Raw genomic sequence first — 15,809 nt, forward strand, 5'->3', positions numbered from 1 at the left:
ATCATTAAAGACAATAGTTATGAAAAAACATATTTTGATTATAATATATTTAGTTACAAATATATTTTGTGTGCATTGCAGCTCATTGTCCAATGATACAATAGAATTGTCACGATTTTCCGCAGATAGCATAAATTCTTTGATCAGAAGACAGCAAAATGAAAGATATGAAAAGAAATTCATGCAACGAAGTAATACGGACATGAATGACAACCTCTTAAATGTATCGGATTATACGCCACCTACACCTGAAGCTGCCGGCATGAATTTATATGGAAATATCCCTGTTAATGAATATACAGGCACTCCTGATATCTCTATTCCTTTATATACACTAAGAAGTGGTCAAATAGAATTGCCCATTACTCTATCATATCATGTAAGTGGTATAAAAGTTGCGCAAGAAGCAACATGGGTGGGATTAGGATGGAATTTGCTTGCAGGAGGATGTGTTACCCTGAACGCTGTTGGTAATGTAGATGCATGTTCTACAAATTATCCATCATGGGAAGAATGGGAAAAAATTAAATATCAATGGAAGGTTGTTGCTGGGGATACAGCCAGTATTCGAACAGGTATTGAAGATCAGTTTCACAAATGGGGATGTTTATCCTATGATCAATACACAAGTACAACTACCGATGATGTATTAAATCAAGGGTTATTCGGACAAGGGGAAAGAGATGTTTTCGAAGTTTCTCTTCCTAATGGGCGTTCATTTAAATACATATTACATCCCAAAAATCAAATCCCTATCATTATCGGGCCACGTTATAATTACAAAATAGTACACTCTACGGGAAATATAGTGGTAACTGATAATTCTGGAATTCAATATACTTTCACAGCCTATACCTTCAATGGCAAGTATGCACCATTGACATATTTATTAACTGCAATTAAAGATACGAGAGGTAATATTATATCACTTTCTTATGTTGATGCGACCTGTTACTCTATTCCTGTTATTTCAGAATATTACACAATTGGCTATCCTCTTCATAATGATTTTACTAAACGGAACTTCAATTCAACAACCAATAAAGCTCCTTATCTATCAAAGATAGAGTCTAATACTGAAGAGATAAAATTTACATTAAGTAACAGAGAAGATCTTTCTCCTGGAACAACAGGGAGATTAGTTTCCATCGAAATAAAGAATAAGTTAAACAATGAAATTATATATTCATATAATTTTGACTATAGTTATTTTATGTGTGCTACGAATGCAATTGGAGGTAATACATTAAGTAGTGAAGATTGTATAGGAGCAGCAGGATATGTTTCTCAAAATCCAGAAGTAACTTTACGTAAACGTCTCAAACTACTTTCTCTTTCTAAACAAAATAACAACATGCAAGGAGAAACATATTCATTCGTTTATAATGAAGAACAACCATTGCCATATAAAACATCCTTTGCTGTGGATTATTGGGGATTTTACAATGGTGCAGAAAATATATCTTCACTTACCGGCTATCGCCACACACTTATACCCTCTATTGAAGGGTTAGGAATTAACCAAGATGCACTTATAATTCAGGGACAGGAGCTACCAGCACAAACTGCTGTCAGGAATGCGAGTCGTAAATATATAACAGCTAATATGCTAAAGAAAATAACATACCCAACAGGAGGTAGTGTAGAGTTCGAATTTGAACCTCATACTTTTGCTAATGCCAAAGTTATTTCAAAAGAGGATTTAGAAAAGTATGCTCCTAAATTGGCATATTTAAATACGGTGAATAACAATAATGCAGAGTTTTCCACTCCATTTGTAACTTTCAATATTCCATTTGCACAAACTGTAACCATAAATGTAACAGTTCGTTTTGATGATTATTCAGCGAGTCAAGTCGAAGGTTCAGGAACAATTATCAGGCAGGTTGGTTCAAGTGGAGGAGGTATTATAAAATCATATAAAGTAACATCACAAAATGCAACTGATGAACACTCATATCATGTTGTTGAATCATTTACCTTGGAAGCTGGGGACTATGTACTGTCATCCACTTTAGCGTCAATTGTTCCCAATCAGGGTTATACAGCCCGTAATGTTAGCGCTGCAACCTTAACTTACAAATCACAAATATTCAATGTAGATATAGATACTTTGGAACATATGGGTGCCGGAGTGAGAATAAAAACTATTACCCAAAGGAATAACACAGGAGAAATCTTAGAGAGAACCAAATATCTTTACGAATTGGATAATCATAAAAGTTCCGGTCTGTTGATGATTCCTATTAACTTTGTGACTGATCATAATATTCGTCATGGTCTGGATAATTGTCCTATACATAGTATGGTAGACCATCAATTTCGCAGATATGATGCACAAACATTATCTCCTCCAGCTTATGCTTCCAATGGAAATCCAGTCGGTTATAGTCGTGTGATTAAACAAAAGGAAATAATCAATATAGGAAAAGAAGTATTTGTCTTTGCCAATGAAAGTTGTGAAGTTATTGATGCTACACTTTGCTATTTTCCAGAGAACTATAGTGGACGTTTAATCAGGAAAAGTGCATATGATGCAAATAATAAACTCGTAAAAGAAGAAATTAATAAATACTCCATTGCCAATAAGGCTAAAGAATTAGTCAATATAAAAGTCATAGACAATTATGTTGGTCCTGTAAATCATTGCCTTTCAATTGAAGCACATCCTTATTATAATCCATACATATATAATGGACGTTTTTTTATAACTTTATATCCATACATTGCTTATGATATTCAATTAACGCAACAAACAGAAACTGAGTACCTCAATTCAGTACCAATAAGCAAAGAGAAACTTTATACATATAATCAACGTAATCAAATATCAACCTGTAAAACAAGTACCAGTCGCTCCGACTACATTCAGGAAACATATAAATATGCTGCCGATTCTTCTTTCTATAAAGATCACTTAGATCATAATGTACTTACTGCAGTAATGAGATATAAACGTACATCAGGCAGCTCAACTGCCATTTTAGAAAATAAGTATGGAAATGTATTTACTAAATTTACATTGCTTTCAAGTACGGAGTCAAGCAATGTATCGCCCAAAAGACGTACTGTTTCATATAAGTATGATAGTAAATGGAATCCTGTCGAAGTAACCTATCAAGACAGTTCGTCGGTTGTTTATTTATGGGGATATAAATATTCCCGGATTATTGCAAAAATTACTAATATTACATATGCCAAAGTACTGTCCCGATTGGGAGAGAGTTTATTGAATACACTATGTAGCTCTAATATACCTAATAGTACTTCGCTGTATAATTTGCAAAATATATTTTCTGATTGTGAAGTTACCACATGGCTTTATAATCCATCATACGGAGTTAGTGAAGTGAGGTCACCCAATGGATTAAAAACATTCTATGAGTATGATGCTATAGGCAGAGTTTCTGAGATATTAGATCTAAACAGAAAAACAATCATGTCATTTCAATATCAGTTATCCCATAATGGGACATCACAAAATTTCTTCAAAACTCGTACTATGATGAATGAGGAAGGGAACAAATATATGGAAGTATATAGTTATTATGATGGTTTAGGGCGTCCATACCAGACAGTGGAATGTAAAATAACTCCATTCCAAACTCATTTAATCACTTTACAAGAATATGATGCTGCAAACAGGAAAACATATACATGGCTGCCAGTTGAGTCTGCTACCAGTACATTTATGTCATCTGCTTCTGTTAAAGCTCAAGCTGTAGCTGATTATGGAGATACGCATCCTTATACAAAGACAGAATACTCAGCTTCTCCTTTGAATAAAATAGTCAATCAATATGGAGCAGGGGAAGATTGGAATAATCACCCTGTACACATTGAATATATGACAAACACCACTTCTTCTCCATTAAACTGTCTTAATTACATGGTTAATGACAACGGAACTTTAGTGTCCAGCAATCAGTATTACGCCGCAGGACAGTTATATGTAACCAAAAGTACTGATGAAGATAATAACGTCGGGTATACCTTTACAGATAAGTCGGGACACACTATATTGACACGACAAATCTCAGGAAGTCAAAATCTTGATACCTATTATGTGTACGATGGACTTGACAATTTACGATACGTTCTTCAACCTATGTATCAGACAAATACCAATCTGAATATGTATGCTTTTCAATATAAATATATGGGAAGGCAATTGTGCATAGAGAAAAAGATGCCGGGAGCAGAAGCTATTAAATATGTATATGATAAGTTGGACAGACTCATATTTTCACAAGATGGCAATCAACGGCTACAAAACGAATGGACTTTTTATTTGTATGATAGATTGAATCGTCTTACAATACAAGGCATTTGCATGGAAATAGATCGGCTAAATTTAATTCCCGATATAGTAGTAACTTGCTACAGAGAAAATAGCAATACAGGTTTAGGGGGAAGTGGATATTATTCTACATTTATACCGATTGATAAGGTCAAAGAAATACATATTGTGAATTATTACGATGATTATAAGTTTTGTTCATTAACAGGATTTTCCGGTGTACCACATTTTTCAATGGGCAGCAATGCCAAAGGCTATCTAACCGGTAATGTCGTTACTGTTTTGGAAGATGGTAAGAAACTATATTCCGCTAATTATTACGATGTCAAAGGCAGAATGACAAAAAAGGTCTCAAGCAATCATATGAATGAATATGAAGTGGATAACATTACTTATTCTTTTACTGATAAACCATTAACAACAAGTCATACACATACAGCAATAAATACAACAGAATTATATACTTATGTTTATGATCATGCAGAACGCTTGCAAGAAGTAAAATATAAGTTAAATGGGAATAGTGAAGTAAAGCTTGCTATCAATACCTATGATAAGTTAGGAAGATTAAAAACAAAAACTCATCATAACGCTTCAGGACATAAGCTGACTTATGAATATAATATACGTAATTGGTTGACCCAAATCAGCGGAACACTTTTCGAACAAAATCTTTATTATAACACAGGGAGTGGAAGTCAATGTTATAATGGCAATATTGGAAGTATGACTTGGAAGAGTGGGGAAGACGGTATACGTGGCTATAAGTTTACTTATGATAATATGAGTCGTATGCGAAATGCTATTTATGGCGAAGGAACAAGTATCACTCCTCCTACAGGAAAAAACTTCTCAGAGAATGTGATCGGTTATGATTATAATGGGAACATTACCGGTCTACAAAGATATGGTAAGGTGAGTGGAAGTACTTATGGAAAGATTGATAATTTGTCCTTAACGTATGTGGGCAATCAACTTAATAATGTGGCAGATGCCGCAACAGATCCTCTTTATAATGGTGCATTTAACTTCGTTGATGGCAATAAAACTTCTATTCAGGAGTACAAATATGATGCTAATGGTAATTTAGAACAAGATTATAATAAGAAAATAGCTAAGATTCAATATAATAGTTTAAATTTGCCAAGTACACTACAATTTGCAAATGGTAATAGCACGAATTACTTATATGGTGCTGATGGTATGAAACGACGAGTAACCTATAAAACAGCAATTGCCAATATTTCCGTACCAATGGGACAGATAAAGGAATTGGCAAGTAGTCAGATTTCTCAAACTAATACTACTGACTATTGTAGTAATGTGATCTATGAAAATGGAGTTCTAAGTATGATTCTCACTGAAGAAGGTTATGTGACGTTAAGTGGAGATGCTCCTATTTATCATTACTACCTGAAAGATCATCAAGGCAATAATCGCATAGTCATGAATCAAAATGGAACAACGGTTGAACAAGTTAATCATTATTATCCATTTGGTGGCTTGTTTGAAGAGGGTCTAGCTACAAGTAATCAGAATTATAAGTATAATAGTAAGGAGTTGGATCGAATGCATGGTTTAGATTGGTATGATTATGGGGCGAGACATTATGATATGGCATTAGGAAGATTTACGACGATGGATCCATTAGTAGAGAAATGTTATTGGATTAGTTCTTATACATATTGTCTGAATAACCCTGCAAATCTCATTGATCCGGATGGTAGAGACTGGTATCGTGTTAAAGATGAGAATAATGAATGGACATACCTATGGAGTACTGAAATTCATTCACAAAAAGAATTGGATAAAACGATAAAAGGAGCAGAATATTTAGGACTAACATACAAGTCTGATAATACATATTATAGTTTATTTGGTCAAACAGAAGACGCAAACACAAAGGAGGGTAAAGCTATGAGCAAATTGGACGCTGCGATAATTAACTATGTTGATTTTCTAAAAGAGAGTGTAATTGATTCTGAAATAAAACAAAGACAAACAGATTTTGACATTGGGGCATACGCAAGAACATCCGCTCTTGGTTTAACAGAAGATACCTATTTTAGTTTTGAATATGGAGCACAGGGAAATACTGGTATAGCCTATTATTATATGATAGGTAGAGGGCAACAGAATAAGGGAACTTTTGAAAGCTGGACAACAACAAATAGATTCACTTATAATTCAAATAGGGGAACTGGTAGTATGAAATCCGGATATAATTTAAGATTTCCGAGAAGTGGCGGATCAAGCAATAACTGGAGTGCACGAGTCGTTTTTACTACTAAAGAAGCAAAAAATAACACCTATTCTATATTCAAAAAACTATTTTTTTATGAAAGCAAATAACTTTTTTTGTATATACATTGTATTATGTCCATTCTTTATTTTTTTCACCAACGAGATAGATAAAGAATTATCATCCCCCTTTTACTCTAAAGATGGAAAATTTGAAATTGACAATAAAGATACAATCACTGCGCACTTCCCCTTTTTAGCAGATATATTAGACTTCTATTATGTCTATTACTTGGCAATGCCTGATAGCCTTGATGAATTGGAGGAGTTTATTGATAGTATGCATGTTGCATATCCAGAAGAATTATATTATTATGATATACTAAAAAAACAAACTCTTGTAACTCTGAAAGAAAATAAAGCACATCTATTTTTTAGGGAAAATGAGTGTGAATTTCAACTGTGGATGCAAGAAAAGGATAGTACTATATTATTGTATAATGTAGGTAAGAAATGTTGCGATTTGGACTGTTTCCCACATCCGGAGGAGAAATTTGCAATAATAAATCAGTTAGTTAATTCTACACCAAAAGCATTTAATGCAAAAAATAAAATTATTATAATGAAAACACAACTCTCTAATGTTCTTCTAAATGAGATAATGACCATTTCTCAGAAATATAAGATGGATAAAGATAAAGCTATTTTAATTGACTATATAAGAAATGATGGGCTCTTTAATTATTGCAATAAAGAAAGAATCGATAATAATGAACCTTATTTCAAAAAAATAAAAATCATGTTGAAGAAATTCTGTGAAGAGAATGGTATATATAGATTGGTATTTTATACATACTGCCCTCATAGCAGCGTTTTTTAAAATGAAATAACTGATTGTATGAAGAAAATATATTTAATATTATTATTCTTTTCTTTGCTGGCGGGCTGTCAGCCCAGCAAAGAATCCCCTGTTCTTTTTGCCGCTTTGCAGAAAGTTGAGTGTATGATTGAACAAGATTCTTTTCCCGCTAAGTATGTAATTATGTATGAAGTAACATCAAATGACATAGGTTCTATTTATCAGATAACATCAACTGATAGTCCCTTTGTGGAATGGAGTCTGGAAAGACCAGAAAGAGTGATAAAGTACAAGGATAAATATATCTGCTTAATAAGCCCTATGGCTTCAACAGATATATCCAAAGAAAAATTGCTTAAAATGACGAATTATCAAAATGATACAATAGGTCCTATACGTAATGAAATGTGGTATATAGGGGTATCGAAAGATGGAAAAAAGCAATCGTTAGTTTCCACGCACATAACTTATCTGACCTCTCGTTTCTATACTTTTCCTAAACTTTTGGAATATGTATTCAATGGTTATGATGAGGTTAATTTACCACGTTTTGTATTAGGTATGTATAGTTTGGTTGTAGATACTTCATACACTCCAAAGGAGGCGTTTCGCGATCATATTCAATATATTGAAGGGGATATCTATTATACAAATCCTTTTGATGAATATTTTACAGAAAACAAAGATAGCATACATAGTCCTTTTTTCGCCGTATTGAATGGAAAAGATACGCTTAAACTAAACATTACAGATACAATAATGCAGTGTTTATTCTTTGAGAGTATGAATAATCCTATTTTCTTTAAGTCACTACCCCAACAAGAATCATGGTATAAATTATATAATTTGCTTCGTGATTCAACTTTTTACTTTCAAAATGAAAAAGGAAAGTATGTAAAATATTCCATTCCTTTTGGTGATAGCTATTGGCTTTTTGGTGTAAAGGATAGTCTAGGACATAATTTGTATGATCTTTATAAAAGAGGAGTAAAAGAGAATTTGAAGAATATAGAAAGTTTTGATGAATGGGATTCTAATTGATATCATACAGGTATTCTCACTGAAAAAGGTTATGTGACATTAAGTGGAGATACACAAGTATAAATTCATCATTTTAAATTGTATTGTTCTATCATGCATAAACGATAATGTTGTAACGCAGTTGCGTTTCAGCAGCGCTCACAAATAAAAGTTCATAGCAGTTTACTCTCACTACTCTCACTTTGAAAATAAACAGTTGATAAATAGAATATCAAGTGTGGTGAGAGTAAAATAAAAGCGTGAGGGTAGGTGGCTTACTCTCACACTCCGAATTTACATTTTTGTGGCTTAACTTATTGTTTTACAATTTGATATCTTGTGATAAACGCCTATATCAAAAGCACCTGCAATCCGTGTTTTTTTTAGTTTTTTCCCCGTGCAAACGGTGAATATTCCCCATTGCAGTCAGTTTCCTTATACCACACACCGTCCAGAAAGTCTGCTTGCCATTGGTTGGTTGACTAAATTATGAGAGATTAATTGGTTTTACATGAGGTCTTATCTGGTTTTGCCCTAAGTAAAAGCTTGTTCAGTCTTAGGAATAATCGGATGTCAACCTCGGTCAACAGGCCTGTCAACCTTGGTTGACGGGCCTGTTAGCCTTGGTTGACAGGCCTGTTAACCAAGGTCAACACCCTATCGGACTTATTGCAAAGGTAAGCAATCAATGGGGTAAAGTAAAGTGAAGCCTGATTGCTATTCAATTAGCATCAAAGCTTCTGCCGCAGAATGAATGGGCCGACTATTCCGCCGTACGCAAAATGAACGTCGTAGCTCCAATGGTAACAATGGCTCCGTCTTCAATGCGAATGCGATCTTTATCTCCCAGTATTTCATTATTAAGGAAAGTTCCGGTCAGACTGGGAGCATCCTGCAGAGTATAAACAAGCACGCCTTGCTTATTGCGCTTCACGTTGATAATGCAGTGACAACGATCCATACTCATATCCGAGGTTTCAATGGGAGTATTGATATTAGTACCAACACAACGACGCCCAATCACATTATCGCCCTCCTGCAAAGGTAACACTTGCTTAAATCCGAATACATTCTCAATCACCGTAATGCTACCGAAAGCATCCTTGAATTCTTCTTCGTCAGGACGTTCTTCTTTTTGAGGAGCACGCATTTTTGTTTTTCCCAGGCGAATACTAAATTGCTTGCCACAATGCTCACAAACGAAAACCAAAGATTGGCCTTCGCTATATTTTGTTTCATCAAATAAAAGATAGTTCTCACATTTAGGGCAACGGATACGCTTCATGACAATTACAAATTAAAGAATTAAAAATTAAAGCAAAGCAAATGCTTCCTACTTCTTCAAAACCCAAGCATTCTTATATGTTTCATCCTGGCGAATTCTAGCCAATGCTTGATAGGCTTCTACTTCCGTCCCGCAAGATTCAATGCTAACACGCATTTTACCATCACCGACAATCGCTTTTGCACCTTTAAAACCTTTAGAAATCAACTGAGCAGCCATTGTTTCTGCATCTTGTTCAGTTCCAACGCTGGCAATGATAATATGATAAGGTCTTTTAGGAGTTGCAACAACCGGTTTAGCTGTAGCAGGCTGTACATTCTGCTTGGGAGCTTCAGTCGTTGTAGCTGAATGGGAGGCTTCTTCCTTCACTTTTGTTTCAGAAGCAACAGCTGGTGTTTTACCAACCTTAACTTCTCTGACAGCAACAGGAGCTACAACTTTCTTAGTTCCGGCTTGTTTACCTGTTGCAGATTTGCGTGTAAGAGTATTCTGCTTTACAACAATCGGTGTAACGGCCAGAGATTGTTTTTCTATTTTTTCAAATAATTCATCCGGAAGTAACTTTGCATAGTTTTCCTCTATCACTTCTGTGTTTTCTATCGGAGTAGAAAAGAAGAAAGAAAGCACTATAGCAGCTACTACTGCAGCAGTATTTGTTAGGTATGCACGATTAATTTTGATTGCGAAAGTACGCTTTTCTTTCTTAACAACAGTAGGAATTGAATAAGAAACAGCCTTTTCTGCCTGTGGCTTTTCCAAAGCAGATAATTCCTGCATTTCAAATACATCCAGCCCGTATAAATAGGGGGTTGTGATCTTATTATCATAAGGCGCGAAGTCGAAGGTATTATGAATGGTATAACGTACTTCGCCAACATTTGGCAGATCAACCTTACCTTCTTCGTGTAAAACAGAAATCAATTCACCCACTTTACGTTCTACCATCTTGGTAGCATCAGAGAAATTGGTTCCATATACAGACATATAAGACTGAACCAGCAAACCGTCATTCATCTTCAGTTGTGGATTAAAACCGATGATACGGGTAGGAGGCAGGAAAATATTCTCTTCTTTCACTCTCGTAGCCGGAGCATAATGAGCAACAAATCCTCCTAAACCCGGAACAATGACGCAGTCATTTTCCAATAACAAAGCTTCTATATGTTGTGCCAATTCAATCATGATGCAAAAGTAACGCAAATCTCGGATATAAGCCAGTTTCAGGGCATTTTTCTTTTCAACAACTTATCAACAATGCCCATTTCGAGAAGAACAAATAGGCCAACTTACTTCCTATGATTAAGTTAGCCTATTTCTTATTCGTACATTTAGAAATTTCAATTACTCCTGCCAACCAGTTCCATTATATTGATAGATTTTTCCATTCGGAAAGAAAATTTTATCTCCTACCAACCAACTGCCTATAGTTGGAAGTTGATTATTCAATAACTTCACAGAGACATTATATCCATCACAGGTATAGCTTATACATGGAGTATAATTTACATCAATATTATCTGTTCTTTTGTGTACCAATCCATCTATTCCATTCTCTCTCAATATAAAGTTCTCTTGATTCTGCATCACCACACCGAAATCATAATAGGAGTTATAACGACCACTTGTGGTTCCAACAAAGATTCGAACCAGCAAATTAGTTAGTTGTTGAATAGAACTTCCACTATTATACATTGTAGCACGATATGCAAATGTACTATCTATTGAATTTACAAGAACTTCTCCATCAGTCAGTGAACCTCCCAATAATTTTAATTTTCGAACATCATCTACAATATAAAGAACTCTCATATATGCCTTTCTGCTGCCAGATTCATTAGACCATGTTAGAGGAAGCACGGAGTTCGAATCAAGATGCTTGAAACTATTAACAACATGGCCAACGTTTATGATTTCTCCATTTGGATTAATATAATGTGTTTCATTGTTATATTTATTTTTATATTTGAGCATAATAGCATTACCGCTATTGTGACCATTCATACCATTATTAATAAGGCCATATACATTTTTCAGCACAATTCTGGAATTCTCAAAAGTACTTAAGCTTACAATAGGATAATATGAATTAAAATCAGTCAAGCTAATTAAATTTCCGAAAAACACATTTTCAAGAAACAATTCACTTCCTACATTATACTGTCCAGTAATTAATATATTTCCATTTTGATTTGCATAGAAATATGCATTCTTCATTATTATCGATGAGCGTTCAGCAATAATAGCTCCTAATTCATTATGAAAACTTTCTAAAAGAATATTTCTGCAACTACTTACATATACTGTTGCATTTATAGAGTTTCGAATAGAAGCATTTGCACCTCCTCCTATATAAATTGATACACCATCTGATATATGGTTTATCTCAGACGCATCTCCTAAATACCATTGAATCCTATATGTATCTGAAATTTGTTTATTAAGTGGGAAAGAAGAATTATCTCCATTGATAACAACATTGCAGATATGTTTGTTATCTATGTATGCATCAATCTGCTTATAGAATATAGCTGGTCGAAAAGCATATATATCATGAATATATCGACTATCGCCACCTAAGATAAAATGACAGAGCTTGTTATCTGGGTTACAATAATTTATATGACAAAATTCCTCTTCAATATTTCCTGGATATTCTATCTCCCAATTTAAACTTTGCTTGTTTATATTCAAGTAAAACATATACTCACTAGTATTCCAACTTGAGCTAGGAAAGAAACTTGCATTATTACCATTAAAAGAAACGCCAACAGGAAGATACATACCTCTGCTTATATTGTATGACATAGCAAAGCAAGTTACAAAAATAGAAGATGAAGAGAAATATGTTTTTTGGGCTTCAGAAATAGCATAAGCAAAATCGAATGCACGTTGAAACATTTTATAATCTTCAACCTCTACAAACCAATTAGCGATAACCTTTTCTATATTAAAACTACCAGCTAATTGCATATTAGATTTAATAAATCCATAGAGTCGATTATCATTTATAACAGTATTTAGCCCTGTTAATGTACCATTACTAATACTTCCACCTTCAAAACTAAGTACACAGTCTGCAGGCATTTGAATTTGCTGTCCATTAAAGTCGACATCTTCCGCTATTTTATAAATAGTAGAAGCTAACTTTATACCATTTGTCCTCACATAAGAACTTGTTAAATCAATTTTCTGTTTCATAATAGTTGAATTAAATAATTAACATTGAAAAACATCGCAAGGTACTGCTTTAGTAGTCACATTCAAAGTAAAATATAAAACCATTTTAATGTTAAAGAAGATAGATATAGAACAGTGTTATTTAGCAATACTACTTACCTTATACTTTTTCTGCTCAAAAGAGTTTCTACACGAAAGCATAGCAAATAGCTTATATAGCAAAATAGTCATCATTAGGTAAGCCAATTCTATCCAGATATAAAAGATTAAACCACTTGTAAAATAATAGAAAACATACAAATTTCCTGTCCATAAGAAGTTAAGAGTTTGTCGATAAGGAGTTAACTTCTTACAGGCTTGAAAAATACTGTTTATAAAATCCTGAATATCAAATAGTACAAATCTACTAAGAATTCTGCCTATTTTACCGCGATTTTTCTTAAATGCTGATGCATAAATAATAGACAATTCAACAATAAACCGGAAAAACTAACGTTTATTGGCATAAGAGAGTTATTTTTGCAACCAATCAAACTATAAAAATATTAAAATATACGATGAAGATTAAAACGCTGATACCTGCCCTTTCACTTCTTATATTAATGTCGTGCAAAACAACGAACGACTCAATTGCATATTTCCAAGATCTAGATAATTTGGCTGCATATTCCAGAGATAGTATTAATTATGCCCCTAAAATAGTGCCTGATGACGAATTGTCTATTACTATATCAGGAGTGGATCCTAATGCTGTGGCTGTATTCAATATGCCTTTGTCCAGCTATATGACACCCGGTGAGACCAATGTAACCATGACACCTGTACTACATACATACTTGGTAGATTCTCATGGTAAAATCGACTTCCCTGTGCTTGGCAAAATCTCTGTAGCAGGAATGACTCGTAGTGAGTTAACGGATCTGATGACTGATAAACTGGCTACTTATGTAAAAGATCCGATTGTAACAGTTCAAATACGCAATTTTAAAGTTTCGGTTCTGGGCGAAGTAACTAAACCTGGTACGGTCAGTGTCCCCAATGAACGTCTATCTATCCTTGATGCTATTGGTATGGCAGGAGATCTAACCATTTATGGTAATCGCAAAAATGTATTACTTATACGTGATAACGGAGGTAAAAAGGAATATCATCGTTTTGACCTCACTTCTATAGAATCTCTGAATTCACCTTATTACTATTTACAACAAAATGATGTGCTGTATGTAGAACCTAACAAGGCCCGAAAAGGTAATGCCAAATATAGCCAAAACCAACAATTCAATATATCATTAGCTTCTACTATAATCAGCGCCATCTCTGTCTTGGCATCATTAGGAATCGCATTATTGGTAAAATAAAATCACTGTTATGTCTCAACAAAACCAATTGAATGATATCGGGAAACTAAAAGAAATTTTAGTATTCTATTTGAGAAGATGGAAAATATTCATAGTCAGTCTCATCGTATGTATCAGCATTGCTATATTGTATATATATATAACTAAACCTGTTTATTTGGTAACAGCAAACATCCTTGTGGAAGAAAAAGAAAGTAGCCCAATGAATCAGATGCAGTCGATGATGAAAGGATTTTCTTTAACCGACGTTTTCGGAGGAAATTCCAGCATACATAATGAAATAGAACTGATTCGTTCCTTCTCTATGTTTCGCCGTGTAGTTAAGAGTTTAAATCTGAATGAAAAGTATAGTTCCGGTGAATGGATATTTCCAATATCTTATTATAAGAACAGTCCTGTGGTTATTACTCCTATAAATGATATTGCGGACACCCTCACTGCGACTTTAAAATTCAAAATCAAAAGTTCAGGAAAAAATGTAAAAGTAAAAATGTCCAAGGGATTTAAAACCTTACATGAGGAGACTTTTTCGTTACCTTTCATTATGCAAACTTCTTATGGAGATTTTAAGATAGAGACAACCCAGTTCTATAACCCTGACAAAGAAATCAATGTAAAAGTCAGTTTTTCCGGATATGATTATGCCACCGAAATGCTACAAAAAGAAGTAGAGGTGGATTTTGCGACTAAAAAGGCCAACATCATCAATATGCAACTTAAAGAAAAAAACATCAAGAAAGGAAAAGATGTCCTGAACGAATTGATTGCTTCTTATAATACCTCCAGCAAAGAACGCCGAAATGCTCTGGCAGGCAATATGGTACTCTTTCTGGATGAGCGTATTAATCTTATATCAAAAGAACTGGTAGAAATAGAAAAACAAATAGAAAGCTATAAGAAAGAAAATTCTCTGACTGACATTGAGGCGGAAGCTAAAATTATACTGGATAAAAGTACTAATTTCAAAGAACGGTTGATTGAAGCAGAAACTCAATATACCGTTATTGAGTTAGTGGAGGATTTTTTGCTGAAACCAGAAAACCGTTTCTCACTGGTTCCTTTAAATATCGGACTGAATGACCGTACCGTCTTAGAGGGACTTCAAAAATACAACGAAGCGCTATTGGAACGTTTAAGATTATTGAAAACAACCCAGGGAAATACTCCAACCCTCGATATCATGAACGAGCAGATAGATGCAATGCATGACAATATGTTGGCAACTATCCGGAGTTTGAAGTCCGGTTTCAGCCATGCTAAGGAAAACTTGCAAGAACAAGGAGATTATTTCATGGCTCGTATAAAAGGCATGCCTACACAAGAAAGGGAGTTTATTGATATCAAGCGCCAACAGATGATCAAGCAGGAATTATTTGTATTCCTGTTGCAAAAAAAAGAAGAAAATGCATTGTCTATGGCTGTAACTACTCCTAAAGCTGAAATTGTAGATAAAGCCTATACTTTACAGACGCCTGTCAGCCCACGCCCTATGAGACTGTTGGCTTTTGCTATGAGTATTGCAATTATAGGAGCAGGTTGTTACATCAAAGTTAGATATTAGAAGAGCTT

General features: G+C 34.3%; 8 protein-coding genes. 5 read left to right on the forward strand and 3 right to left on the reverse strand.

Going from position 1 to position 15,809, the window contains the following annotated elements; genetic code table 11:
• Positions 1 to 19: 19 nt before the first annotated feature.
• From DW036_RS12080 to DW036_RS12090, 3 genes are read left to right on the forward strand one after another with little or no spacing between them, the layout of a single operon-like run.
• Entirely contained in the window at positions 20 to 6,652 is a 6,633-nt protein-coding gene (locus tag DW036_RS12080) for a DUF6443 domain-containing protein (protein WP_147401474.1), read from the forward strand.
• Positions 6,639 to 7,421 (forward strand): hypothetical protein, encoded by a 783-nt coding sequence (locus DW036_RS12085; RefSeq protein ID WP_118464616.1) that lies wholly within the window; start codon positions 6,639 to 6,641, stop codon positions 7,419 to 7,421. The genes DW036_RS12080 and DW036_RS12085 overlap by 14 nt, the downstream gene beginning before the upstream one ends.
• A gap of 18 nt (positions 7,422 to 7,439) precedes the next feature.
• Positions 7,440 to 8,441: an Imm65 family immunity protein gene (locus DW036_RS12090; protein WP_118464617.1), complete on the forward strand. Its 1,002-nt coding sequence runs from the start codon at positions 7,440 to 7,442 to the stop codon at positions 8,439 to 8,441.
• Positions 8,442 to 9,183: 742 nt separating this feature from the next.
• On the opposite strand, the gene DW036_RS12095 is transcribed toward DW036_RS12090, so the two are convergent.
• The 3 genes from DW036_RS12095 to DW036_RS12105 all read right to left on the reverse strand — a co-directional run bounded on the left by DW036_RS12095 (position 9,184) and on the right by DW036_RS12105 (position 12,903).
• A complete protein-coding gene (locus DW036_RS12095) occupies positions 9,184 to 9,705 on the reverse strand; it encodes an FHA domain-containing protein (protein ID WP_118464618.1) in 522 nt (173 codons plus the stop codon).
• 48 nt (positions 9,706 to 9,753) lie between these two features.
• Positions 9,754 to 10,887, reverse strand: coding sequence for an SPOR domain-containing protein (locus tag DW036_RS12100; RefSeq protein ID WP_118464890.1), 1,134 nt, complete (start codon positions 10,885 to 10,887; stop codon positions 9,754 to 9,756).
• Between the two features lie 159 nt (positions 10,888 to 11,046).
• Positions 11,047 to 12,903, reverse strand: a complete 1,857-nt coding sequence (locus tag DW036_RS12105; RefSeq protein ID WP_147401476.1) for a hypothetical protein — start codon at positions 12,901 to 12,903, stop codon at positions 11,047 to 11,049.
• A gap of 536 nt (positions 12,904 to 13,439) precedes the next feature.
• On the opposite strand from DW036_RS12105, the gene DW036_RS12115 reads away from it, so the two are divergent.
• The gene (locus DW036_RS12115) at positions 13,440 to 14,240 is read left to right on the forward strand and encodes a polysaccharide biosynthesis/export family protein (protein ID WP_118464621.1); all 801 of its coding nucleotides are present in this window, start codon (positions 13,440 to 13,442) and stop codon (positions 14,238 to 14,240) included.
• Positions 14,241 to 14,250: 10 nt separating this feature from the next.
• Positions 14,251 to 15,801: a Wzz/FepE/Etk N-terminal domain-containing protein gene (locus tag DW036_RS12120; protein WP_118464622.1), complete on the forward strand. Its 1,551-nt coding sequence runs from the start codon at positions 14,251 to 14,253 to the stop codon at positions 15,799 to 15,801.
• The last annotated feature ends 8 nt before the right edge of the window (positions 15,802 to 15,809 follow it).

It is taken from the genome of Bacteroides sp. AF39-11AC, assembly GCF_003474285.1.
GTDB lineage: Bacteria > Bacteroidota > Bacteroidia > Bacteroidales > Bacteroidaceae > Bacteroides.